The organism is Streptomyces sp. NPDC002773 (assembly GCF_040295605.1).
Classification (GTDB): Bacteria; Actinomycetota; Actinomycetes; order Streptomycetales; family Streptomycetaceae; genus Streptomyces.
Genome location: NZ_JBEOVO010000033.1, coordinates 18,392 through 42,721, shown reverse-complemented (window position 1 = coordinate 42,721; position 24,330 = coordinate 18,392). Strand labels below are relative to the sequence as shown.

The window sequence follows — 24,330 nt, the reverse complement described above, 5'->3', positions numbered from 1 at the left end:
CCGTCCTGGCCGCGGGCCAGGGGCTCGGCGCGCGCTCCGCGATCGGCGCGCTCTCCAGGGGCGTGCGTCGCGATCGGCGGTTCAAGGCACCCCGCGATCGGCGGTCGGAGGCCGCCGCAGCGCCCCGAAGCCCGTGAGGCCCCCTGGGGCCGAGCGGTGCGAGGAGCGCGGTATCAAAGGGACGCGATGACGCGGTCCGCCAGGATGTAGACGTTCTCCTCGTCGGACTCGCCGTACGAGAAGGTGAGGGCGAAGGCGCCCGAGACGCCCGAGCCGCCGAGCAGCACCGGCGTACGCCCGGAGCGCAGGGCCTCCGCAAGGCGCTCCGCGGTCTCGCGGTGCCCCGGGGTCATGCAGAGCGTCGTACCGTCCGCGAAGACGTACACGTCGAGCGTGCCGAGCGGGCCCGGACGCACGTCGGTCAGCGCCGTGCGCGTGTCGGCCAGCTCCTCGAGGCGGGCCACCGTCCGCTCGTGGTCCGTGACGACCGGCGTCTGCACCGGCACGAAGTCCGGGTGCGAGGGGTGGCGGCGGCGGGCCGCGGCCAGCTCCGCCGAGTCCTCGGGGTACTCGTCGAGGGCGTCGAAGACGTCCAGCGGGTCGGCGCCGTCCAGCGAGGCCGCCTCCGCCTCCATGGCCTCGAGGGCCATCGCCTCAAGGCCCACGAAGTCGGCCTGGCGCGGCACGAAGAAGGAACCCTCGTCGGCCGGACCGCCGAGGCCGCCGAGCAGCGACGGCGCGTCGGCCGCGTCCCGGGCCTCCTGCGCGGCCCAGAAGGCGCGCGCCTCCGCGAGCTCGCGCTCGCGCTCCTCGGCCAGCGCGTCCGCGACCGCGGCCCGTATCTCGGCCGCGGGCGTGGCCCGGGCGGCGGGAACGGTGACGCCGTGGCCGGCCGCCAGTTCGCTCCGCAGGGCGGTGACCTGCTTGCGGAGACCGTGGACGGCATGCAGGGCGGCAGCGCCCACGGCCGTGGCAGCGGCCGTGGTCAGCAGCAGGGCAAGAGGCATGGTGCTCACTGACGTACTCCCGATTCCGAGTCGATCCCCCGACTTCCTACATCAGCTTGTCCTGGGGCGGGGCCTGCTGTCAGTGCATTACGTCACGAATTGGACAGGTATTTCTGCCAGGTGTTTAGTCCCAAAACGGCTCTGACCTGCGAAAACGAACTCCCCCGGGATGTAGGTCACATCCTGGGGGAGATTCGGTCACGGCTCGGACGCGGGGCGGTTGACCCCGGCCGCCTCAGGAGAGGCGCGCGGTCGGCCCGGACGTACCGGCCCGGACGGGTCAGCTCAGGCGCTCGATGACCATCGCCATGCCCTGACCACCACCGACGCACATCGTCTCCAGGCCGAACTGCTTGTCGTGGAACTGGAGGCTGTTGATCAGCGTGCCGGTGATGCGGGCGCCGGTCATGCCGAAGGGGTGGCCGACGGCGATCGCGCCACCGTTGACGTTCACCTTGTCCAGATCCAGACCCAGGTCCTGGTAGGACGGGATGACCTGCGCGGCGAAGGCCTCGTTGATCTCGGCCAGGTCGATGTCGCCGATGGTGAGGCCGGCGCGCTTGAGGGCCTGCTTCGACGCCTCGACCGGGCCGAGGCCCATGATCTCGGGGGAGAGGCCGGAGACGCCGGTGGAGACGATCCGCGCCAGCGGGGTCAGACCGAGCTCGCGGGCCTTGGTGTCCGACATGATCACGAGCGCGGCGGCGCCGTCGTTCAGCGGGCAGCAGTTGGCCGCGGTGACCAGGCCGTCGGGGCGGAACACCGGCTTGAGGCCCTGCACGCCCTCCAGGGTGACGCCGGCGCGCGGGCCGTCGTCCCCGGAGACGACGGTGCCGTCCGGGAGGGTCACCGGGGTGATCTCGCGCTCCCAGAAGCCGTTCTTGATGGCCTGCTCGGCGAGGTTCTGCGACCGTACGCCGAACTCGTCCATCTCCTGGCGGCTGATGCCCTTGAGGCGGGCCAGGTTCTCGGCGGTCTGGCCCATCGCGATGTACGCGTCCGGGACGATGCCGTCCTCGCGCGGGTCGTGCCAGGTGGAGCCCTCGGAGGCGGCGACCTCCGCGGTACGGGCCTCGGCGTCGGCGAAGAACGGGTTGTGCGTGTCGGGCAGCGAGTCGGAGTTGCCCTTCACGAAGCGGGACACCATCTCGACACCGGCCGAGATGAAGACGTCGCCCTCGCCCGCCTTGATGGCGTGCAGCGCCATGCGGGAGGTCTGGAGCGAGGAGGAGCAGTAGCGGGTGACCGTGCAGCCCGGCAGGTGGTCCATGCCCATCTGCACGGCGACGATCCGGCCCAGGTTGTTGCCCTGCTCGCCGCCGGGCAGGCCGCAGCCCAGCATCAGGTCGTCGATGTCGCGGGGGTCGAGCTCCGGCACCTTCGCCAGGGCGGCCTGGACGATGGTCGCGGTGAGGTCGTCCGGACGCAGGTCCTTCAGGGAGCCCTTGAAGGCCCGGCCGATGGGCGAACGGGCGGTCGAGACGATCACGGCTTCGGGCATCACGGCTCCATGAGGGTGCGGAGTGAGCGGACTGAGAGGGAAGTTACCCGTACGTACCGCAGGGGTCACCGCCCAGGCGATGTGACACGGACCTCAATTCTAAGCGAGCGCTCATTCAGGGCTGCCCGTAAAGGCCGGGGGCCGCGACGTCAGGACTGGGCGTCCTCCGGGGCCGGCGCCTCCGCGGGCACCGGCAACCTCCGCCGCCGCCGGTGCTTCAGGAGCGCCCACGGAGCCCGCGCCCCGGTGACCTCCGTGCCCGCCTCCCGCACGGCCTCCGCCGCCGCCTTCGCCACCGGCAGCATGTTCTCCCGCCGCGCCGGCTCGAGACGGTCGGTCTCCGGCCAGACGCCGAGCACCGCGCACATCGTCGGCAGGACGGCCATCGCCGCCGTCGCGTACCCCTCCGCCGACGGATGGAAGCTGTCCACCCCGAACATCTCGCGCGGGTTCGCCGCGAACTCGGGCCCGAGCAGGTCGCCGAGCGACACCGTCCGCCCGCCCTGCTCCACCACCACGATCGTCTGCGCCGCCGCGAGCTGCCGGGACGCCCGCCGGGCCAGCCACCGCAACGGCTGGTACACCGGCTCGATCGTGCCCAGATCCGGGCAGGTCCCGACCACCACCTCCGCGCCCGCCGTCCGCAGCCGCCGAACCGCCGACGCCAGGAGCCGCACCGACTCCGTCGGCGGCATCCGGTGCGTCACGTCGTTCGCCCCGATCATGATCACGCACACGTCCGGCGGCCCGAGCGGCTGCGTGAGCAGCAGCGACACCTGGCGCTCCAGGTCGTCCGAGCGCGCACCCGACAGTGCCACGTTCCGCAGCACCACCGGCCGCTCGGCGACCGCCGCGAGCCCCGAGGCGAGCAGCGCGCCCGGCGTCTGACCCGAGCGGCGCACCCCCTGGCCCGCCGCCGTGGAATCACCCAGAAGGGCCAGCCGCAGCGGGGCGTCCGTGCCGAACGCCCGCCCGTACAGACCGTCGGCGCCGGGTGGCAGCGGGGCCGCCCCGTCGCCCACCGTCCGCTTCGCGAGCTGCATCTCGGCCAGCAGGACACCCACGGCCGCCACCCCGAGCAGCCCGATGCTCCCGCCGCCGTACGCCGCACCCGCCGCGATCCGCCGCGCCACCCTCGCCCTCGACATGGGGCCGTCACCTCCTTCAAGCCGTTCAGGGTCTAACTGCCCCGTAACCCGCTCCGACTACGCATACGCTGGCCCCACCATTACGGAGACCCCGGAGATTACGGTGCAATTCCACGACTCGATGATCAGCCTCGTCGGCAACACCCCGCTGGTGAAGCTCAACAACGTCACAGCGGGCATTCAGGCGACCGTCCTGGCCAAGGTCGAGTACTTCAACCCCGGAGGCTCGGTCAAGGACCGCATCGCCCTGCGGATGATCGAGGCCGCGGAGCAGAGCGGGGAGCTGAAGCCCGGCGGCACCATCGTCGAGCCCACGTCCGGCAACACCGGCGTCGGCCTGGCGATCGTGGCCCAGACGAAGGGCTACAAGTGCATCTTCGTCTGCCCCGACAAGGTGTCGCTCGACAAGATCAACGTCCTGCGGGCGTACGGCGCCGAGGTCGTCGTCTGCCCCACCGCGGTCGACCCGGAGCACCCGGACTCGTACTACAACGTCTCGGACCGGCTCGTCCGTGAGACGCCCGGTGCCTGGAAGCCCGACCAGTACTCCAACCCGAACAATCCGCGCTCCCACTACGAGACCACAGGACCCGAGCTCTGGGAGCAGACGGACGGGAAGATCACCCACTTCGTGGCGGGCGTCGGCACCGGCGGCACCATCTCCGGCACCGGCAATTACCTCAAGGAGGCCAGCGGCGGCTCCGTCAAGATCATCGGCGCCGACCCGGAGGGCTCCGTCTACTCCGGCGGCTCCGGCCGCCCGTACCTCGTCGAGGGCGTCGGCGAGGACTTCTGGCCCACGGCGTACGACCGGACCGTCACGGACCGGATCGTCGCCGTGTCCGACAAGGACTCGTTCCAGATGACCCGCCGCCTCGCCAAGGAGGAGGGCCTCCTCGTCGGCGGCTCCTGCGGCATGGCGGTCGTGGCGGCCCTGGAGGTCGCGAGGGAGCTCGGCCCGGACGACGTCGTGGTGGTCCTGCTGCCGGACTCGGGCCGCGGGTACATGTCGAAGATCTTCAGTGATGAATGGATGGCCGACTACGGCTTCCTGGAGGACACCTCCACCGCGACCGTCGCCGACGTCCTGCGCCACAAGGAGGGCGGCCTGCCCTCCCTCGTCCACATGCACCCGGACGAGACCGTCGGCCAGGCCATCGAGGTGCTGCGCGAGTACGGCGTCTCCCAGATGCCCATCGTGAAGCCCGGCGCCGGCCACCCCGACGTCATGGCCGCCGAGGTCGTCGGCTCGGTCGTCGAGCGCGAGCTCCTCGACCACCTCTTCACCAAGAAGGCTTCTCTGGAGGACCCGCTGGAGCGGCACATGAGCGCGCCGCTGCCGCAGGTCGGCTCCGGCGAGCCCGTCGCCGATCTGATGACCGTCCTCGGTGAGTCCGCCGACGCGGCGATCGTCCTGGTCGAGGGCAAGCCGACCGGCGTCGTGAGCCGCCAGGACCTGCTGGCCTTCCTGGCCAACGGCGGCGCGAAGTAGGCCTCAGGGCAGGTCGCCAGGCGGTTCGCACGGCAGGCCGCAAGGCAGTTCGTGCAACTGGTACGAGCGCGACACGTACCGGCAGCACCCGCTTAACACGCGTCCGGCACATTGGTGGTTGTCGGCGTCACGGACTTCCGGAGCGGCTCCCGGGCCTCCAGAGACGCCGCGGACGCGGAGACCGGCCCTGACCCGGGCCCGTGTCCCTCGCGGGGACCGCCGTCGTCCCGCCCCCCGGCAACGGGGGTGCGGCGGTCCCCGCGCTACTCCTTTCGCTCCCCTCACCCGGCTGCATATCCTTATGCAGAGATTTCCGTGGGTGAATAGGTGGAAGGGGGGCGGACGGCATGAGCGACAGCCCGGCCGGGCGGCTGCAGGGGCTCTTCGAAGGGCACCGGCTGACGCCGACGCAGCGGCGGATCGCGCACTGCATGGTGCGGCGCGCCACTGACGTGCCGTTCCTGTCCAGCGTCGAGCTCGCCGAGCTCGCCGGGGTCAGCCAGCCCTCCGTCACCCGGTTCGCCGTCGCCCTCGGTTTCGACGGGTACCCGGCGCTGCGCCGGCACCTCCGCGAGGTCGCGCCCCCCGGGCCCGGCGGCGCGGGCGGGGGCGGGGGCGAGGCGTTCAACGAGTACCAGCAGGCCGTGCTCGCCGAGGTCGAGAACCTCAAACACCTCGCCGGACTCCTCGCCGACCCCGCGCCCGTCGAGCGGGCCGGCCGGCTGCTCGCCCGTTCCCGTCCGCTGCCCGTCCTCGGGCTGCGGGCCGCCTCCTCGCAGGCGCGTGGCTTCGCCTACTTCGCCGCCAAGGTCCACCCCGACGTCCGACTCCTCGACGAGGGCGGCTCGATGCTCGCCGACCGCGTCGACGCGGCCGTACGGGCCGGGGCCACGGCCCTGCTGTGCTTCGCGCTGCCCCGGCACCCGCGGGAGGTCGTGGAGGCCCTGGAGTACGCGCGGGGGGCCGGGCTCACCGTCGTCACCGTCGCCGAGTCGGCGTTCGCGCCCGTCGCCGCCCACAGCGACCTGCTGATCCCGGCCGCCGTCGGCACCGGCCTCGCCTTCGACACGGCCTGCGCGCCGATGATGCTCGGCCGGGTCCTCCTGGAGGCCATGGCCGACGAACTCCCGGACGCGCAGGCGCGCCTTGAGGAGTTCGACACGAGGGCGGCGGCGCGGGGGCTGTTCGTCGAGTAGGGAAAACGCCTCCACGCGCGCGTGGCGGGCGTGGTGCGTGCGGCGGGCCCCGCGCGCGCGTGCCGGGTCAGACCTCCAGCTCGTTCTCGATCTTCTTCAGCTGGTGGCGGGCCATCGCCAGGTTCGCCCGGTCCTTGTCGAGGGCCAGGTAGAGGAAGAGGCCGTTGGCGCTGCGTGCCTTGAGCAGCCGGATCAGGTGGTAGTGCCGGCCGAGGGTGATGAGGATGTCCTCGATCTCGTCGTTCAGCCCCAGCATCTCCATCGCCCGGACCTTGGCCCGGACCACGTCCGTGTTGGCGGCCGCGGCCACGTTCAGGTCGAGTTCCTTGCCGCCGCCGATCGTGCCGAGCGCCATGCCGCTGGTGTAGTCGACGAGGGCAGCGCCGATCGCGCCGTCGATGGAGGCCGCTTCCTTGAGGGAGGTCTCGGTGTTCGCCATGGTGTCGTACTTCTTCCTTCTCGGGTCTTCTCGGGTCTTCTTCGGGTCTTCTTCGGGTCTTCTCGGGTTACGGGTTCGATGGGGGCGCGGTGCGGTTCAGGTCCCTGCGCTCCAGCGCTCCGTCGACGAGTTCGCCTATCCGGACGCTGGACCTCCGGGCCTCCAGATGGAGCCGCCCCACATTGATCCGGGGCTCGGCGAGCAGCGTCAGGACGGCCGCGCCGCCTGCCGCGTACGTGGCCACGTAGCCGTTGTCGCCGCGTACCAGCAGCTCGCGGAAGCGGCCCTGGCCCGTGGAGTCGGTCAGCCGCTGGCCGACGCCGAGCGCCGCTGCCGTCAGCGCGGCCACGCTCGAAGCCTCGCCGTCCACGGTGTCGTGGGCCAGGACGAGCCCGTCGGCGCTGGCCGCGAGCGCCCCCGTCAGCTGGGGCAGCCGGGCCCGCAGCCGTCTGAGCTCGCCGAGGACCTCGGCTTCTGCCGTCATGAGCTGTTTCCTTTCGGCGCGCAGGCGCAGGGCACGCCTCATCACAGGTGTGCCTCCAGGGCGTCTCGGAGCCGGCGCAGCAGGGCGATGTCGGGGTCGGCCACCGGTAGCGCCGGGATGGGGGGCGGTGGCGCGGAATCGGGGTCGGGGCCGGGGTCGAGCGCTGTTTCCACGAGCCCGGCGGCGGCGAGCCGCCGTACGTCGAGGAGGGTGTGGAAGGCGGGCCGGCCGAGCAGCCTGGCGAGGTCCGCCGGGGTCCGCTCGCCGTCCGCGGCGGCGAGCAGCGCGCGCTGCCGGGCGCCCGCGGTCTGGCCGGGGGCGGCGGGGCGGGGCACGACCGGGGCGGTGTCGACGGAGGCGTACGGCCAGACGGCGTCGAGGAGTTCACGGCGGCGTACCGTCTCGCGCTCCACGGCCTCGGCGGACACCGGCCGCACCGTCCCGAACCAGTGCCCGACCCCGTACCGGAAGCGGGTCGGTCCGCTGGCGGGGGAGAGGGCGAAGAAGGCCGCGTCGAAGACGGCGCCGAGGTGGCAGATCTCCAGCTCGCCGTCGTGGAGCCGGCCGCTGTCGACGAGGAAGCGGCCGACGGCGCTGTGGGCCCCGGCCCGGTCGACGGCCTCGTCCCAGCCCTCGCGGGGCAGGCGGCCGCCGGTGGTCAGGAGGACGTCGACGCCGGGGGCCGCGGGGCTCTCGGCGTGCACGACCCGGCCGTCGACGAGGTAGAGCGTGCCGTGGTCGCGGAGCAGGGCGCCGGTGGCCTTCTCGGCGGCGAGCCGGACCAGCATCGGGGAGACGGGGGTGGCGACGGCGGCGGCGCTCATCCGGCGACCCGCCCTTCGGCGGCGGCGCTCATCCGGCGTCCCGCCCTTCGGTAGCGGCGCTCATCCGAGGACCAGTCTCTCCGCGAGGTCGCGGAGGCGGAGGCGGGCCAGGGCGAGGTTGCCGGTGTCGCGGTCGAGCCAGAGGTGGAGGAAGACGCTGCTGTCGAAGGAGGTCTCGACGAAGCGGAGGACGTGGTAGCCGGCGCGGGTGGTGACGATCAGGTCCTCGACGGGCGGCCCGTCCCCCGCGCTCTCGCCCGCCGCCGCGAAGGTGTCGAACTCGGCGGCAGAGCGTGCGAGTTCGGCGGTCTCGGCGGCCGTGGTCTCATGGTCCCCGACCGGTGAGTCACCCGCCGTCCCGAGGGCGAGCCCGCTGGTCCAGTCGACCAGGGAGGCTCCGCGAGCGCCCGGCAGGGCCATGGCCTCCAGTAGGCACTCGTCGATTCCGGGCACGCGGGTTCCCCTCCCGATGCGGCGTGCGAACGTACGGCAGTGACGGTGACGTTACTGAACGCAGCGCTCCGGGGGAGGCGTTCTGGCATTTTCCATCGGAACATGCCAGCGCCTGGCGGAAACCGAACCAGCGGCACCCTTCCCGCGGATCAGAGGCGCGACTCCACCGTGTGCGCGATGTCGGACAGGTCCTTCGCGAGCGCCTTGGCGACGGCCTTCGCGCCGAAGCGGGCCATCAGCCGGGTGAGGAACCCCGGGGCGCGGCCGTGGGCGGGCCGCGCGGAGAACGTCATCCGCAGGGTGGCGCCCCCGGTGCCGTCGGGCGTGAGGGTGAGCTCGGAGACGTAGTGCATGCCGTGCGAGTCGGCGACCGCGACGTACCGGTCGGGCGGCTCGCACTCCGTCACGGTCATTTCCTCCGTGGCCTCCTTGCCCAGCATCCGCCGGGTCTCGCGCCACCGCGTGCCCACCCCGAAGCCGCCCTCGGTGAGCACCTCCACCTTCTCGACGCCCGAGAGGACGCGGGGCATGTCCCGGAGGTCGGTGATCGCCTCCCAGACCCGCCCGGGGGAGGCGTCGACCCGGTGCTCGACGACGACGGATGTGGTGTCCGTACCGGTTCCAGTCATGGCTTTATGGAAGCCGGGCCGCCCGTCCGGCGCTACCCGGGGCCTCCTCGCGCTCCCCTCCCGCCTGCCGCACCAGCGCGTCCGCGTGCGCCCCGCCCGAGTCGGCGACGATCTCCGCGAGCGTCTGGGGCGTCCGTACCGTCGCGAAGGCCACCGTCCCGTCGTCGGCCACCGTGAAGCCGTGGATGCCGGGCCGGGGCAGGCTGTTGTACGCGTAGTGGTGGGCGAAGTAGTACGCGCCGGTGTCCGGGACGGCCACCACGTCCCCCGGGTGCAGGAGCGGCAACTCCCGGCTCGTGGCGAGCATGTCGCCGGCGAAGCAGGCGGGGCCCGCCACGTCCTGGACGGTGGTCTCGCCGGTGCGGGGGCGGCCGGCGGAGTCGTACGCGAGGACGCGCAGCGGCCAGGACTCGGGGGCGTAGACCGTTCGGGTGGCCAGTTGGACGCCCGCGTGGGTGACGGCGATCGGACGGCCCCCGGAGGTCTTGGTGTACTCCACGCGGGCGAGGACCGTGCCGTGCTTGGCGAGCAGTGAGCGGCCGAACTCGGTCACCAGGCGGTAGCGGCCGTCGAAGAGGCCGGGGGCGGTGTCGGCGAGCAGCCGGGCGTACTCCGCGTACGTCGGTGTCTCCTCGTCGGAGGTGAAGTTGACCGGGAGCCCGCCGCCGATGTCGAGGGTGTCGATCTGCTGCCGGCCCGCCGCGCGGTTGATCTCCTCGGCGAGGGCGTACGCCTCCCCGACGCCTTCGGCCATCAGGGCGAAGGGGACGCCCTGGGAGCCGGTGTGGGTGTGCAGCCGGGTGAGCCAGGGCCGGTCCAGGTAGGCCTGGACGACGGCCTTGCGGGCGCCCTCGTCGCGGAGCGCCACGCCGAACTTGGAGGTGGCGGTGGAGGTCGAGAGGGCGCCGATGGAACCGGCTCCGACCTGCGGGTTCACCCGGAGGCCGAGCGGCGAGGCGGTGGGTGCGGAGGCGACGAGGGCGTCGAGCCTGGCCAGTTCCTGGAGGTTGTCGGCGTTGACGGCGATGCCGAGCGCGAGGGCCTGGCGGAGCTCGGCGGGGGTCTTGGCGGGGGAGTCGAGCACGGTCTGGCCGGGCGGGACGCCGGCGGCGCGCGCGAGGGCGAGCTCGCCGGGGCTGGCGACCTCGACGCCGAGCCCGGCCTCGTGGAGCAGGCGCAGGACGGGCACGAGCGGGGCGGCCTTGACGGCGAAGGCGTGCAGCACGTGGGCGTCGGTGACGGCGGCGAACGCGCTGGTCAGGGCGGCTGCGGAGGCGCGGATGCCGGCGGTGTCGAGGAGGGCGACGACCGGTTCGGTGGGGGAGAGGAGTCCTTGATCGACGGAGGCTCGGACGGCGAGATCGCGACGGGAGGAGGCCATGGATCCATCCCATCACCGGGACGGTCGGCGCCGCAGCTGTTGACTACAACTATTCATACCGCCAGGATGTGAATATCTGAACGACATTCGAGGAGGCACCGCCATGTCGGCCATGTCAGGACCCCGCCCCGTACGGGCCCCGCGCGGTACGGAACTGAGCGCCCTGGGATGGCAGCAGGAAGCCGCCCTCCGGATGCTCCAGAACAACCTCGACCCCGAGGTCGCCGAGCACCCCGACAAGCTCGTCGTCTACGGCGGCACCGGCAAGGCCGCCCGCGACTGGCGCTCCTTCGACGCCATGGTCCGCACCCTGCGCACCCTCAAGCAGGACGAGACGATGCTCGTCCAGTCCGGCCGCCCCGTCGGCGTCATGCAGACCCACGAGTGGGCCCCGCGCGTCCTCATCGCCAACTCCAACCTCGTCGGCGACTGGGCCAACTGGGAGGAGTTCCGGCGCCTGGAGCAGCTCGGACTCACCATGTACGGCCAGATGACCGCCGGGTCCTGGATCTACATCGGCACCCAGGGCATCCTCCAGGGCACGTACGAGACCTTCGCCGCCGTCGCCGCGAAGAAGTTCGGCGGCACCCTGGCCGGCACGATCACCCTCACCGCGGGACTCGGCGGCATGGGCGGCGCCCAGCCCCTCGCCGTCACGATGAACGACGGCGTCGCGATCTGCGTCGACGTCGACCCGCGCGCCATCGAGCGCCGCATCGAGCACCGCTACCTCGACGTCAAGGCCGACAACCTGGCGCACGCGCTCCAGCTGGCCACCGAGGCCCGCGACGCCCGCCGTCCGCTCTCCATCGGCCTCCTCGGCAACGCCGCCGAGCTGCTCCCGCAGATGCTCGCCGAGGGCGCCCCGATCGACATCGTGACGGACCAGACCTCCGCCCACGACCCCCTTGCCTACCTGCCCGTCGGCGTCGCCTTCGACGACATGGCGACGTACGCGGCGAAGGACCCGGCCGGGTTCACCGTCCGGGCCCGCGAGTCGATGGCCCGGCACGTCGAGGCCATGGTCGGCTTCATGGACGCGGGCGCCGAGGTCTTCGACTACGGCAACTCGATCCGCGGTGAGGCGCAGCTCGCCGGCTACGACCGCGCGTTCGCCTTCCCCGGTTTCGTCCCGGCGTACATCCGCCCGCTGTTCTGCGAGGGCAAGGGCCCGTTCCGCTGGGCGGCCCTCTCCGGCGAGGCCTCGGACATCCACAAGACGGACAAGGCGATCCTCGACCTCTTCCCCGAGAACGAGTCCCTGCACCGCTGGATCAAGATGGCCGGCGAGCGGGTCCACTTCCAGGGCCTGCCCGCGCGCATCTGCTGGCTCGGCCAGGGCGAGCGCGACAAGGCCGGCGACATGTTCAACGACATGGTCGGCAACGGCACCCTCGCCGCGCCCCTCGCCATCGGCCGCGACCACCTCGACTGCGGCTCCGTCGCCTCCCCGTACCGCGAGACCGAGGCCATGCTCGACGGCTCCGACGCGATCGCCGACTGGCCGCTCCTCAACGCCATGGTCAACGTCGCCTCCGGCGCCTCCTGGGTGTCGCTGCACCACGGCGGCGGCGTCGGCATGGGCCGCTCCATCCACGCGGGCCAGGTCTCGGTGGCGGACGGCACGGCCCTCGCGGGCGAGAAGATCCGCCGCGTACTTACCAACGACCCCGGCATGGGCGTCATCCGCCACGTCGACGCGGGCTACGACATCGCGGAGCGGGTCGCGGACGAGAAGGGCGTCCGCGTCCCGATGCGCGAGGGCTCCGAGGACGAGGCCTCCGCGTGAGCGACACGTTCCACGCCATGTGGCGGTCGCTGCGGCCCATCGGCCGCAGCGCCGCCTCCGGCGGCTACCGCCGCTACGCCTGGACCGAGGCCGACGCCGACTGCCGGCTCTGGTTCCGGATGCAGGCCGAGGCCCGCCGCCTGGACGTCGAGACCGACCGCAACGGCAACCAGTGGGCCTGGCTCGGCGACCCGACCGCCGGGAACGCCGTCGTCACCGGCTCCCACCTCGACTCCGTCCCCGACGGCGGAGCCTTCGACGGCCCCCTCGGCGTGGTCTCCGCCTTTGCCGCGCTCGACGAACTGCGCGCCAGAAAAGTCCAGTTCAAGCGGCCCCTCGCCATCACCAACTTCGGCGACGAGGAAGGCGCCCGCTTCGGACTCGCCTGCGTCGGCTCCCGCCTCACCGCCGGCCGGCTGACGAAGGAGCAGGCGTACGAGCTCCGCGACGCATCCGGCACCAGCCTCCCGCAGGCCATGGAGGCGGCCGGCCACGACCCGTCCGCCATCGGCCCCGACCCGGAGCGCCTCTCCCGCATCGGCGCGTTCGTCGAACTGCACGTCGAGCAGGGCCGCGCCCTCGACCTGTCGGGGGACGCCGTCGGCATCGCCTCCTCCATCTGGCCGCACGGCCGCTGGCGGTACGACTTCGCCGGCGAGGCCAACCACGCCGGCACCACCCGGCTGGTCGACCGCCGCGACCCGATGCTCACCTACGCGGAGACGGTCCTCGCCGCCCGCCGCGAGGCCGAACTCGCGGGCGCCGTCGCCACCTTCGGCAAGATCGCCGTCGAGCCGAACGGCGTCAACGCCATCCCGTCCCTGGTCCGGGGCTGGCTCGACGCCCGCGCCGCCGACCAGAGCTCCCTGGACAGGGTCGTCACGGGCATCGAGGCGGAGGCCCGTACCTACGCCGAACGCCACGGCATCGACCTCGCCGTCGTCCAGGAGTCCTTCACCCCGGTCGTGGACTTCTCGCACGCCCTGCGCGACGAGCTGTCCCGCATCCTCGGCACCTCGGGGAAGGTCCCCGTCCTCGGCACGGGCGCCGGCCACGACGCGGGTATTTTGTCCGAATCGATCCCGACCGCCATGCTGTTCGTACGGAACCCCACCGGCGTCTCGCACTCCCCGGCCGAGTTCGCGGCCGAGGACGACTGCGTGGCCGGGGTCCTCGCACTCGCCGACGTACTGGAGGAGCTGGCGTGCCGCTGACGACGTACTGGCTGGAACACGCCTGGCTCGACACGCACGTCGAGCCGGGCGTGGCCCTGGAGGTGTCGGACGGCCGCATCACCGCCGTACGCACCGGGGTGGACGCACCGCCTCCGGGCGCCGTCGTCCTCCGCGGCCTCACGATCCCCGGCCTCGCCAACACCCACTCGCACGCCTTCCACCGCGCCCTGCGCGGCACCGTCCAGGTCGGCTCCGGCACCTTCTGGACCTGGCGCGAGGTCATGTACACCGTCGCCCAGCGCCTCACCCCCGACAGCTACTTCGCCCTGGCCCGCGCCGTGTACGCGGAGATGGCCCTCGCGGGCATCACCTCCGTCGGCGAGTTCCACTACCTCCACCACGGGCCCGGCGGCACCCCGTACGCCGACCCCAACGCCATGGGCGAGGCCCTGATCGCCGCCGCCGCCGACGCCGGCATCCGCATCACCCTCCTCGACACCGCCTACCTCTCCTCCGGCTTCGGCGCCGCACCGGAACAGCACCAGCTCCGCTTCACCGACGGCACGGCGGACGCCTGGGCCGAACGGGTGTCGGCGCTCAAGGAACGCGACGGCGCCCGTATCGGGGCGGCGATCCACTCCGTCCGTGCGGTCCCGGCGGACCAGCTGGCGACGGTGGCCCGCTGGGCCCAGGACCGGGAGGCCCCCCTCCACGTCCACCTCTCCGAGCAGACCGCCGAGAACGACGCCTGCCTGGCCGCCCACGGCCTGACCCCCACCCAGCTCCTCGCCGAACACGGCGTCCTCGGCCCCCGCACCACGGGCGTCCACAACACCCACCTGACGGACGCCGACATCGCCCTGATCGGCTCGTCGTCCACCGGCACCTGCATGTGCCCGACCACCGAGCGCGACCTGGCCGACGGCATCGGCCCGGCGGTGGCCCTCCAGCGGGCCGGCTCGCCGCTCTCCCTCGGCAGCGACAGCCACGCGGTCATCGACCTCCTGGAGGAGGCGCGGGCCATGGAACTGAACGAACGCCTGCGCACCCGCACCCGCGGCCACTGGACGGCGGCGGCACTGCTCCGCGCGGCCACCGCCGACGGCCACGCGGCCCTCGGCCGGCCGGACGCGGGCACCCTGGAGACGGGCGCGCTCGCCGACTTCACGACGATCGCGCTCGACTCGGTCAGGACAGCGGGACCGGTACCGCGTCTGGCAGCCGAGACGGCGGTATTCGCCGCGTCGGCCGCGGACGTGCGTCATACGGTCGTGGCCGGACGCCATGTCGTACGGGACGGGGCCCACCACTCCGTACCGGACGTGGCCCGGGCCCTCGCGGACTCGATCGCCGCCCTGCGCGGCTGAAGGAGACACTCCCCACCATGAACACCGGCCCCGCGGCGAGGAACAACCCGGCGGCGACCTCCGCCCCCACGAGCGCGAACAGCGCCGTGGCGAAGACCGCCACCGCCATCGTCAACATCGCCAGCCTCGTCACGAACGACCCCTCCCTCGGTGATGGCAGTGCCCTTGGCCTGATCCAGGACGCGGCCGTCGTCATCGACGGCGACCGAGTCGTCTGGGTCGGTGAATCAAGCAAAGCACCGGCCACTGACAACAGGGTCGACGCGGGCGGCCGGGCCGTGATCCCGGGCTTCGTGGACTCCCACTCGCACCTCGTCTTCGCGGGCGACCGCACGGCCGAGTTCAACGCGCGGATGTCGGGCCAGGCGTACGCGGCGGGCGGCATCCGCACGACGGTCGCGGCGACGCGAGCGGCGAGCGACGAGGCCCTGTCGGCGAACGTCGCCCGCTACCTCCGGGAAGCCCTCGCCCAGGGCACGACCACCTTCGAGACGAAGTCCGGCTACGGCCTGACGGTCGAGGACGAGGCCCGCGCCCTCCGTATCGCGGCCGAACACACCGACGAGGTGACGTACCTCGGCGCGCACATCGTGTCCCCGGACTACGCCGACGACCCGGCCGCGTACGTGGAGCTCGTCACGGGCGAGATGCTGGACGCCTGCGCCCCGTACGCCCGCTGGATCGACGTCTTCTGCGAGAAGGGCGCCTTCGACGGCGACCAGGCCCGCGCGATCCTCACCGCCGGCAAGGCGAAGGGTCTCCACCCCCGGGTGCACGCCAACCAGCTGACGTACGGCCCCGGCGTCCAACTGGCGGTGGAGCTCGACGCGGCGAGCGCGGACCACTGCACGCACCTGACGGACGCGGACGTGGACGCCCTCGCGAACTCGTCGACGGTCGCCACGCTCCTCCCGGGCGCGGAGTTCTCCACCCGCGCCCAGTGGCCGAACGCCCGCCGCCTCCTGGACGCGGGCGCGACGGTCGCCCTCTCCACGGACTGCAACCCGGGCTCGTCCTTCACATCCTCGGTGCCGTTCTGCATCGCGCTGGCGGTACGGGACATGGGCATGACCCCCGACGAGGCGCTCTGGTCCGCCACGGCGGGCGGCGCGGCAGCCCTCCGCCGCACGGACGTGGGCCGCCTGGCCCCCGGCACCCGAGCGGATCTGTCCGTCCTGGACGCCCCGTCCCACGTCCACCTGGCGTACCGGCCGGGGGTGCCGCTGGTGACGGAGGTGTGGCGGGCGGGCGTACGGGCGGTCTGAGCACGCCGCCGGGCGCAGGGCGGGTGGGTTGAGTAGGCGTACTCATGTGCGCCCCACCGCCCGCGCCCAGACTTCGGGCATGACCTCTTCGCTCGTAACGCCCTTGAGGAACCGCCGAGTCGGCGCGGCCGTGGCGGCGGCGCTCTGCGCCCTCGCCCTCACCGCCTGCGGCACGGAGACGGCCGGAGGCGGGGCCCCGGCGGGCGCGGGCGCCAGGTCCGGAGCCGCGCAGGTCGCGGCCCCGCCTCCGGCCGCCACCCCGACTCCGACTCCGACTCCGACCGCCCCTGTCGGCGACCCGGCCGACGACCCCCGCCTCACGCCGGAGCAGCAGGCGGCCGAATTCAGACTGCTGGAACTCGCCGTCGACCTCGCCGAGCCGTGCGCGGGCGACCCGCCGCCCCTTCCGGTCGAGATCCCGACGACGGAACCGGACGGCCCGCCGCCCCTCCCGGCCGAGGTCCCCACGACGGAACCCGAAGGACCGCCGCCCGCGAAGGGCGAGAAGTCCCCCTCCGGACCCCCGCTCGCGGAGGAGGAGCCGCCCTCCGCGAAGCCTTGGGACTTCGAGCGGGCCCGCCAGGAGACCGAACTGAGCGCCGTCGACACGTGCGTGGCCCCCCTGCACGGCAAGCGCATCGCGAAGGCCCTGGACGGCAAGGCCGACCCGTCCCCGGCCTCCGTCGAGAAGGTCCTCCACAGCCTCGGCTACGACATCGACTACCGCCTCCACGGCCCTCAGGAGGTGAACGGCAAGGTGGAGTTCACCCTCGACCTCCGTTTCATGGGCGGCGAGCTGTGCCTCACCGGCCGCTACGACGGCACCCGGACCTCCTTCGACCCGTACGGCGCCTCCATGGAGGTCCGCTGCCCCGACGTGAAGCGCCGCGCCTGACCCGGCGAAAGACCGAGTATCCCTGTCTCGGAGGGTTCCGGACCGGTACCGTCCTGTCCTGGTAGCACTCAGGGGGCAAGACCGGGGGGTCGGCTAGGTGGGCGCTTTTCGTGTGCGGATCGTGAGGCCGGGGGAGCTGAGCGAGCGCGAGGTCGAGGCGTGGCGGGAGCTGCGGGTCAAGTCCGGTGCGCCCGCGAACCCCTTCATGGAACCGGAGTTCACGCGCGCGGTGGCCGAGGTGCGGCCCCGTTCACGCGTTGCCGTGTGGTGCGAAGGGGACGAGCCCGTCGGTTTCTTCCCCTTCGAGAAGGGCCCGCTCGGGCAAGGCCGCGCCATCGGCTTCGGCGTCTCCGACAGCCAGGGCGCCGTCCTCCGTCCCGGTCTGCGACCGGGCGCGCGGGCGGTGCTCCGCGCCTGCGGCCTCGCGATGTGGGAGTTCGACAACCTGGAGGACGGCCAGCCCGTCTTCGCCGGCGCCGCCGCCGAGTCCTTCGCCTCCCCCGTCATCGACGTCGATGAGGGGTACGCGGCCTACGAGGCGCTGCTGCGCGCCCAGTCGCCCAAGTTCCTCAAGACCACCCTCGCCAAGGAACGCCGGCTCGGCCGCCAGGCCGACGGCGAGGTCCGGTTCGTCTTCGACGAGCGCGACCCGGCGGCCCTGCGCACCCTCATGGAGTGGAAGTCCGCCCAGTACCGCAGGACCGGCCGCGGCGACCGCTTCGCCAAGGAGTGGATCAACACCCTCGTCCGGCGCCTCCACGAGCAGCGCACGCCCGGCTGCTCCGGCGTCCTGTCCGTCCTGTACGCGGGGGAGCGGCCGATCGCCGCGCACTTCGGGCTGCGGTCCGCGACCGTCCTGTCCTGTTGGTTCCCCTCGTACGACCCCGAGTTCGCGAAGTACTCGCCCGGCCTCGTCCTGCACCTGCGGATGGCCGAGGCGGCGGCCGCCGCCGGGATCGGGCTGCTCGACCTGGGGCGCGGCGACGCCGAGTACAAGAACGCCCTCAAGACGGGTGAGCTGACGGTGTACGAGGGGGCCGTCTTCGTCCCCGGCGCCCGGGCCGCCCTGCACTGGCTGGGCCGCGAGCCCGCCCGCCGCGCCCACAGCTTCGTCCGCAACCGCCCCGCCCTCGCGGCCCGCGCCCGCACCGCACTCAACGGGCTCGCCCGGCTACGGGGGAACCGATAACCGCGGCCCGCCGGGGCCGCGGGCGGGGCGGGCGGCCCGCGGAACGTGCGGCCCTCCCGTGCCCGCCGCCTCCGTAGCCGTAGTCGAGCCACCACCCCGCCACCGCCCCGCCGCCGTACCTCCCTGAGGGATCCCCGTTGAGCAACCCACCGCCCCGCCCGATCTCCGTCGCCGAGCTCGATCTCGCCGGGCCGGACGGGCACGTCCTCTCCCTCCGGCCGGTGCCGGGCGGCCCGCCCCTCCGCCCGGGTGGCGTCTACGCCCTCGTACGGGTCGCGGGGCGCCCCGCAGCCACCATCCTCGGCACCGTGGCGGAAGGCGCCGACCCCGCCGAGGTGCTCGCCACCCTCGCCCGCGCGCGGCTCGCGGAGGAGGCGACGGCCCCCCGCACGGACGCCGAACGCCTCGCCGCCGCACGAGAGCCGGCTCAGGCCGGCACCGAGCCCCCGGCCGCGGTACGGCAGCCGACTCCGCCCGACGCCGAACGCCTCGCCACCGCACGGCAGTCGGCCCAGCCCGACCCCGAACGCCTCGACACCGCACGGCAGTCGGCCCAGCCCGACCCCGACACCCTCGCCGCCGCACGGCAGTCGGCCCAGCCCGACCCCGACACCCTCGCCGCCGCACGGCAGTCGGCTCAGCCCGACGCCGACACCCTCGCCACCGCACGGCAGCCGGCCCAGACCGACGCCGAAGCCCGCCCAGCCGTACCGCCCCTCGCCCCCGCCCCAGGCCGCAAGCACCTCCCCCCGCCCCGCACCTCCGTCATCGTCGCCACCCGTGAGCGTCCCGAGCAGCTCGCCCGCGCCCTCGACTCGCTCCTCGCCCAGGACCACCCGGACTTCGAGCTCCTCGTCGTCGACAACGCGCCCCGGACCACGGACACGTACGACCTCGTCACCGGGAAGTACGCCGACCGCGTCCGGTACGTCCGCGAGGACACCCCCGGTCTCGCCGGCGCCCACAACGCCGGGCTCGCCGCCGCCGACGGCGCCGTCCTCGCCTTCACCGACGACGACGTCATCGCCGACCCGCACTGGCTGACCGCGCTCACCGAGCCGTTCGCCGACGACCCCGGGCTCGGCTGCGTCACCGGCCTGATCCTGCCCGCCCGGCTCGCCACCCCCGCCCAGGTCCTCCTCGAATCGCACGGCGGCTTCGCCAAGGGTTTCGCGCCCCGCCTGTACGACCCGGCGGAGCCGCCCGCCGACGAACCGCTCTTCCCGTTCACCGCGGGCAGTTTCGGCTCCGGCGCCAACATGGCCTTCCGGGCCTCCGCCCTCCGGCAGGCGGGCGGTTTCGACCCGGCGACCGGCACCGGGACCCCGGCCAGGGGCGGCGACGACCTGTACGCCTTCGTCGCCGTCCTCTCCGCCGGCTTCCGCCTCCGGTACACCGCCGAGGCCCTCGTCTGGCACCACCACCGCGACACCTGGCAGGACCTGCGGAACCAGGCGTACGGCTACGGCGCCGGCCTCACCGCCTACCTCACCGCGACCCTCGTCCGCCGCCCCCGGCTGCTGCCCGCGCTGCTCACCCGGCTGCCGCGCGGCCTCGCCCACGCGCGCGCGATGACCGCCCGGCGCGGCGAGACCCCCGACGGCGGCGTCCCCGGCGAGCACGGCACCCACCACCACCCCTGGCCCCGAAGCCTCTCCCGACTGGAGCGACGCGGCATGCTGTACGGCCCGATCGGATACGCCAAGGCCCGCGCGCAGGCCGCTCAGCGGAAGGCGGCGGGCCGATGACCGGCATTGCCCTCCCCGCCCGTATACCCGTCCTCCTCTACCACGCCGTGATGGACGACCCCCCGGACTGGATCGCCGAATTCACGGTCACGCCGAGGAAGTTCTCCTCGCAGCTCGACGCGATCGTCGCCAGCGGCCGTACCCCCGTCACCGTCGGCACCCTCGCCGCGCACCTCGCCTCCGGGGCCCCGCTGCCGGACCGGCCCGTCGTCATCACCTTCGACGACGGCTTCGCCGACCTGGCCGGGCCGACGGCCGAGGCGCTCGCCGCCCGCGGCCTGCCGTCCACCGCGTACCTCACCACCGGGGCCATCACCCCGGGCCGGCCCTGCCTCCTGCCGCCCGCGCCGATGATGACCCTCGCGCAGGCACCGCGCCTTGAGGAGTACGGCATGGAGGTCGGCGGCCACACCGCCACCCACGCGCAGCTCGACACCCTGGCCCCGGGCGCGCTCCGGCGCGAGCTGCGCGAGTCGAAGGCGGTCCTGGAGGACACCCTCGGCCACGAGGTACGCCACCTCGCCTACCCGCACGGCTACAACAGCCCCGCCGTCCGCCGCGCCGCCGCGGCCGCCGGCTACACGTCGGCCGTCGCCGTCCGGCACGCGCTGAGCTCCGGGCGCGACGAGATCTACCGCATCGCCCGGCTCATCGTGCGCCGCACGCACACCGCCGCCGACGTGGAGCAGTGGATGGAGGGCCGCGGCGCGAAGACCGCGCCGTACCCGGACTCGCTGCCGACGGTCGGCTGGCGGCTCTACCGACGGACGCGCGCGCTGGTGCGCGGAGCGGAGTTCGCGGGGTGACGAAGAACGTGTTCACACCGACACCGGAGAGCGGCGACGTGCCGGTGCCACCGAACGGCACCGCGCCCGCCGGGGCCAGGCCGCCCGCCGGGGCCAGCCCGCCCGCCGGGGCCAGCGCCCCCGCCGGGGCCAGCCCGCCCGCCGGGGCCAGCGCCCCCGCCGGCGCCAGCGCGCCCCACGGGGCCAACGCGCCCGCCGCGGCCGGCACGCCCCCCACCCCCCGCACCCCCCTCCCCGACCCCCCCTGGCTCCCCCCCGCCCTCCTGGCACTCGGGCTCGGGCTCTGGGTGGCCGCCCTGCCCGGGATCGACTTCCGCACCATGGGCGACTACGGGCTCCTGGACCGGCTGCCCGTCACCTTCCACGCCTCCCTGCTCGTGCTCACCGCCGGGTTCCTGGTGACGTTGCGGCGGGCCGGGACCTCGCGGAGTTGGCCGCTCGCCTACTGCGTCGCGCTGCTCGTCGCGCTCAAGGCGCCCCCGGCCGTCCTCTACGACTCCGTGCGCTACCCCTGGGCCTCCAAGCACGACGCCGTCGTCAACGTCATCCTCGGCGCCGGCGAGCTGCGTCCGAACGCCGCCCTGTCCGGGAACATGTCCGCCTACGAGCAGTGGCCCGGCTTCTTCACCCTGAACGCGGCCCTGGTCCGTGCCTTCGGCGTCGAGAGCACCGCCGTCTACCTCAACTGGGCGCCGATCGTCCTCGGTCTGATCGCCCTGCCCCTGCTCGTGCTGATCTACCGCACCTTCGCCGAGGACTGGCGGCTGGTGTGGACCGCCGTCTGGATCTTCCAGCTCGCCAACTGGGTCGGCCAGGACTACTTCGCGCCGCAGGGCCTCGCGTACATCCTGCACCTGACCGTACTCGTCGTCGTCCTGCGGCACTTCGTACGGCCCGGCTCGGCGGGACGGCTGCGCGACCGGGCGTTTCTCGACCCGGCCGCGACCGCCGTGCCGCCGCCCACGGGTCTGCGCCAGCGCGCGGTCTGCGTGGCGATCATCTCCCCGCTGATCTTCGCGATCAACGCCGTCCACCAGCTCACCCCGATCATGCTCTGCGCGGCCCTGTTCGTCCTCGCGCTCACCCGCCGCTACCGCAACTACGGCCTCCTCGTCGTCGCCGGGCTGCTCATGCTGACCTGGAACCTCACCATGGGCCGGCCGCTGTTCCTGGAGACGCTGGGAACGCTCCGCGACTCGATCGGCCGCCTCACCGAGAACTCCCGCGCCGGATACGCGGGTCAGCTCACCGGCCCCGGGCCCGAGCTGGCAGGCCAGGCGAACATCGCCATGGCCCTCGCCGTCGTCGTGCTCGCCGGGATCGCCGTCCTCGGCCGCCGCCGGCTGACCCGCAGCGCGCTGCCGCTGCTGCTCGTCTCGATCGCCCCCGTCCCGCTCTTCGCCGTCAACGACTACGGCGGCGAAATGCTGTTCCGGGTCTATCTGTTCGGGCTGCCGGGCGCCGCGTTCTTCGCGGCGGCGGCACTGGTCCCCGCCACCGCGGGCGCCCACCGGAGCCGGGGCGCGCTCGCCCGGCGCCGCACCGCGGCCGTCGCCCTGCCCGTCGTCCTCGTCGCCCTGACGGCCGGGTTCCTGCCCTCGTACTACGGCAAGGAGACGATGTACTACACCCCGCCCGCCGAGTCGGAGCTGGTCACCCGCGCCATCGACCGGCTGCCCGAGGGCGGTCTGCTCCTCGCCACCGCCGGTTCCTTCCCGCAGGCCCTGCACCGCTACGACCAGGTCGAGCACTGGTTCTTCGCCGAGCAGGAGCTGCCCGAGAACGAGAAGATGCTCGCCGACCCCGCCCGCTACCTCGCCGACGGGATCCCGCGCGGCACCACCGCCCATGTCGTCCTCACCCGCACCCAGGACGTCTACACGGCGGGCGAGGGCCTGCTGCCGCCGGGGGGCTTCGAGACCCTGCGCACCCGCCTGAAGGCCTCCCCGCTCTTCAGGACCGTCGAGGAGACCCCGTACGGGATCGTCCTCGCCTACACCCCGGCGTCCGCGGTCCCGGCCGCCCCGGCCACCCCGGGAGGTACACCGTGAAGACGAACCAGAACCGGATCAGAGGAGCCGTCGCCGTCTCCGGATGGGTGGCCCTCGCGGCCACCCTGCTGCCCGACGGCTCAGCCCTGCGCTGGCTGCCCGTGCTGCTCTTCGTCTGCCTCGGCCCCGGCCTCGCCCTGCTCCTCCCTCAGCCGAGCGGACTGCGGCCCGGCGCCCGCCTGGAGGCGTTCGCGCTGGCCGCGCCGCTCAGCCTCTCCCTCGCCACGCTCACCGCCACCGTCCTCTTCCTCCTCGAAGGGTTCTCCGTGACCGCCTTCCTCGTCCCGCTCGCCGCGTTCTCCACCGCCGTCGTCCTCCTGCCAGGCCTGCCCCTGCCCGCCGCCACCCGCGGCGCGGTCGAACCCGAGGGCAGCGGCTCCTCCTTCCGGTTCCGCAAACGAGGGCATGGTGGCGGCCGATGACCGGCCGGCACACCAGGGGCGGCCCCGCCGGACGGCTCGCCGTGGCGCTCGCCGCCGTCGGGGCGCTGACCGCCGGCATAGGGGTGTGGGCGACCGTCGCGGAGGGCGGCGACGACCGGTGCGCCCCCGACGCCAGGCTCGTCGCCCCCTGCGGGGCCTGGTGGGGCGCGTACATCCCGCACGACGGCGACAGTTCGCTCACCCGGCCGGTGCTCGCCTTCGAGAAGAAGATCGGCCGGCGCCTCGACCTCGTCTACACGTACCACGACATGTCGGGCAACGAGCTCGACGGAACCCTCCTCACCGCCGACGAACGGGCCCTCGGCCGGGACCGGATGCTGATGCTCGCCTGGGAGTCCACGGTGTGGAAGGAACCGCACCACGCCGGATACACCGAGACCCAGCTCGGCTGGAAGAACATCGCCTCCGGGCAGTACGACACCGAGATCCTCGATCCGCAGATCCGCCGCATCAAGGACTACGGCAAGCGGGTCTTCCTCTCCTTCGACCAGGAGGCCGACGCCCGGATCAAGGAGGGAGCGGGCACCCCCGCCGAGTACGTCGCCGCCTACCGCCACGTCCGCGACCGGTTCGACGAGCTCGGCGCCGACAACGTGGTCTGGGTGTGGACGGTCTCCGGCTACCTGGGCAGCGCGGAGACGATGAAACAGCTCTACCCCGGCGACGACTACGTCGACTGGATCGGCATGGACCAGTACAACTACTACCTCTGCCACGGGTCGACGAACTGGCTGGACTTCGACCGGAGCCAGCGGCCCAGCTACGACTGGCTCCGGAAGAACATCTCCGCGGAGAAGCCCGTCATGCTCTCCGAGTTCTCCACCGCCCCCGACCCGAAGCGGCCCGAGCGGCAGCGCGACTGGTACACCGCCATCCCGGATGTGGCGCCGACGCTGCCGGAGGTGAAGGCGTACGTGCACTGGAACCGGGCCGTGCCCGGACCCGGCTGCGACCTGACGATCGACGCGGGGCCGGGCCTCGAGGGCTACCGGATCGCCGGGCAGGACCCGTACTTCCGGCAGGACCTGCCCGAGGACTGAGGAGCCGC

The 24,330-nt window shown here is 73.4% G+C and carries 22 protein-coding genes; 13 read left to right on the top strand and 9 right to left on the bottom strand.

Annotated elements, in window-relative coordinates; all coding sequences use genetic code 11:
- Positions 1-173 precede the first annotated feature (173 nt).
- The 3 genes from ABT034_RS29145 to ABT034_RS29135 all read right to left on the bottom strand — a co-directional run bounded on the left by ABT034_RS29145 (position 174) and on the right by ABT034_RS29135 (position 3,656).
- A complete protein-coding gene (locus ABT034_RS29145) occupies positions 174-1,007 on the bottom strand; it encodes a hypothetical protein (protein WP_351220079.1) in 834 nt (277 codons plus the stop codon).
- Positions 1,008-1,287: 280 nt separating this feature from the next.
- On the bottom strand, positions 1,288-2,508 hold the full coding sequence (locus ABT034_RS29140) for an acetyl-CoA C-acetyltransferase (RefSeq protein WP_351220051.1): 1,221 nt from the start codon (positions 2,506-2,508) through the stop codon (positions 1,288-1,290).
- Between the two features lie 149 nt (positions 2,509-2,657).
- Complete coding sequence (locus ABT034_RS29135) at positions 2,658-3,656, bottom strand: SGNH/GDSL hydrolase family protein (RefSeq protein ID WP_351220050.1); 999 nt, start codon at positions 3,654-3,656, stop codon at positions 2,658-2,660.
- 103 nt (positions 3,657-3,759) lie between these two features.
- Between ABT034_RS29135 and ABT034_RS29130 the strand changes: the two genes are divergently transcribed.
- The gene (locus ABT034_RS29130) at positions 3,760-5,148 is read left to right on the top strand and encodes a cystathionine beta-synthase (protein ID WP_351220049.1); all 1,389 of its coding nucleotides are present in this window, start codon (positions 3,760-3,762) and stop codon (positions 5,146-5,148) included.
- Positions 5,149-5,495: 347 nt separating this feature from the next.
- Positions 5,496-6,344 (top strand): MurR/RpiR family transcriptional regulator, encoded by an 849-nt coding sequence (locus ABT034_RS29125; RefSeq protein WP_351220048.1) that lies wholly within the window; start codon positions 5,496-5,498, stop codon positions 6,342-6,344.
- Positions 6,345-6,411: 67 nt separating this feature from the next.
- Here ABT034_RS29125 and ABT034_RS29120 read toward each other — a convergent pair whose 3' ends face one another.
- The 6 genes from ABT034_RS29120 to ABT034_RS29095 all read right to left on the bottom strand — a co-directional run bounded on the left by ABT034_RS29120 (position 6,412) and on the right by ABT034_RS29095 (position 10,554).
- Positions 6,412-6,783 (bottom strand): hypothetical protein, encoded by a 372-nt coding sequence (locus tag ABT034_RS29120; protein ID WP_351220047.1) that lies wholly within the window; start codon positions 6,781-6,783, stop codon positions 6,412-6,414.
- 67 nt (positions 6,784-6,850) lie between these two features.
- The gene (locus tag ABT034_RS29115) at positions 6,851-7,309 is read right to left on the bottom strand and encodes a roadblock/LC7 domain-containing protein (RefSeq protein WP_351220046.1); all 459 of its coding nucleotides are present in this window, start codon (positions 7,307-7,309) and stop codon (positions 6,851-6,853) included.
- Positions 7,309-8,091, bottom strand: coding sequence for a transcriptional regulator (locus ABT034_RS29110; RefSeq protein ID WP_351220045.1), 783 nt, complete (start codon positions 8,089-8,091; stop codon positions 7,309-7,311). Before ABT034_RS29110 ends, ABT034_RS29115 begins: the two co-directional genes overlap by 1 nt.
- Positions 8,092-8,151: 60 nt before the next feature.
- The gene (locus ABT034_RS29105) at positions 8,152-8,544 is read right to left on the bottom strand and encodes a roadblock/LC7 domain-containing protein (protein ID WP_351220044.1); all 393 of its coding nucleotides are present in this window, start codon (positions 8,542-8,544) and stop codon (positions 8,152-8,154) included.
- A gap of 149 nt (positions 8,545-8,693) precedes the next feature.
- A complete protein-coding gene (locus tag ABT034_RS29100) occupies positions 8,694-9,173 on the bottom strand; it encodes an SRPBCC family protein (RefSeq protein ID WP_351220043.1) in 480 nt (159 codons plus the stop codon).
- A gap of 4 nt (positions 9,174-9,177) precedes the next feature.
- Positions 9,178-10,554, bottom strand: coding sequence for a type III PLP-dependent enzyme domain-containing protein (locus tag ABT034_RS29095; protein ID WP_351220042.1), 1,377 nt, complete (start codon positions 10,552-10,554; stop codon positions 9,178-9,180).
- Positions 10,555-10,666: 112 nt separating this feature from the next.
- Between ABT034_RS29095 and hutU the strand changes: the two genes are divergently transcribed.
- The 11 genes from hutU to ABT034_RS29040 all read left to right on the top strand — a co-directional run bounded on the left by hutU (position 10,667) and on the right by ABT034_RS29040 (position 24,322).
- Positions 10,667-12,343 carry a urocanate hydratase gene (gene hutU, locus ABT034_RS29090; protein WP_351220078.1) on the top strand — a complete coding sequence of 559 codons (1,677 nt, stop codon included), beginning with the start codon at positions 10,667-10,669 and terminating at the stop codon, positions 12,341-12,343.
- Positions 12,340-13,557 (top strand): allantoate amidohydrolase, encoded by a 1,218-nt coding sequence (locus ABT034_RS29085; RefSeq protein WP_502973080.1) that lies wholly within the window; start codon positions 12,340-12,342, stop codon positions 13,555-13,557. The genes hutU and ABT034_RS29085 overlap by 4 nt, the downstream gene beginning before the upstream one ends.
- Positions 13,548-14,885: a formimidoylglutamate deiminase gene (locus ABT034_RS29080; RefSeq protein ID WP_351220041.1), complete on the top strand. Its 1,338-nt coding sequence runs from the start codon at positions 13,548-13,550 to the stop codon at positions 14,883-14,885. Before ABT034_RS29085 ends, ABT034_RS29080 begins: the two co-directional genes overlap by 10 nt.
- 17 nt (positions 14,886-14,902) lie before the next feature.
- Positions 14,903-16,150, top strand: coding sequence for an imidazolonepropionase (hutI, locus tag ABT034_RS29075; protein ID WP_351220040.1), 1,248 nt, complete (start codon positions 14,903-14,905; stop codon positions 16,148-16,150).
- Between the two features lie 79 nt (positions 16,151-16,229).
- Positions 16,230-17,045: a hypothetical protein gene (locus ABT034_RS29070; RefSeq protein WP_351220039.1), complete on the top strand. Its 816-nt coding sequence runs from the start codon at positions 16,230-16,232 to the stop codon at positions 17,043-17,045.
- 112 nt (positions 17,046-17,157) lie between these two features.
- Positions 17,158-18,234, top strand: coding sequence for a GNAT family N-acetyltransferase (locus tag ABT034_RS29065; RefSeq protein WP_351220038.1), 1,077 nt, complete (start codon positions 17,158-17,160; stop codon positions 18,232-18,234).
- Positions 18,235-18,371: 137 nt separating this feature from the next.
- Positions 18,372-19,982: a glycosyltransferase gene (locus ABT034_RS29060; protein ID WP_351220037.1), complete on the top strand. Its 1,611-nt coding sequence runs from the start codon at positions 18,372-18,374 to the stop codon at positions 19,980-19,982.
- On the top strand, positions 19,979-20,788 hold the full coding sequence (locus ABT034_RS29055) for a polysaccharide deacetylase family protein (RefSeq protein WP_351220036.1): 810 nt from the start codon (positions 19,979-19,981) through the stop codon (positions 20,786-20,788). Before ABT034_RS29060 ends, ABT034_RS29055 begins: the two co-directional genes overlap by 4 nt.
- Positions 20,785-22,839, top strand: a complete 2,055-nt coding sequence (locus tag ABT034_RS29050) for a hypothetical protein (RefSeq protein ID WP_351220035.1) — start codon at positions 20,785-20,787, stop codon at positions 22,837-22,839. Before ABT034_RS29055 ends, ABT034_RS29050 begins: the two co-directional genes overlap by 4 nt.
- The gene (locus tag ABT034_RS29045) at positions 22,836-23,261 is read left to right on the top strand and encodes a hypothetical protein (protein ID WP_351220034.1); all 426 of its coding nucleotides are present in this window, start codon (positions 22,836-22,838) and stop codon (positions 23,259-23,261) included. The genes ABT034_RS29050 and ABT034_RS29045 overlap by 4 nt, the downstream gene beginning before the upstream one ends.
- Complete coding sequence (locus ABT034_RS29040) at positions 23,258-24,322, top strand: glycoside hydrolase family 26 protein (RefSeq protein WP_351220033.1); 1,065 nt, start codon at positions 23,258-23,260, stop codon at positions 24,320-24,322. Before ABT034_RS29045 ends, ABT034_RS29040 begins: the two co-directional genes overlap by 4 nt.
- Positions 24,323-24,330 lie beyond the last annotated feature (8 nt).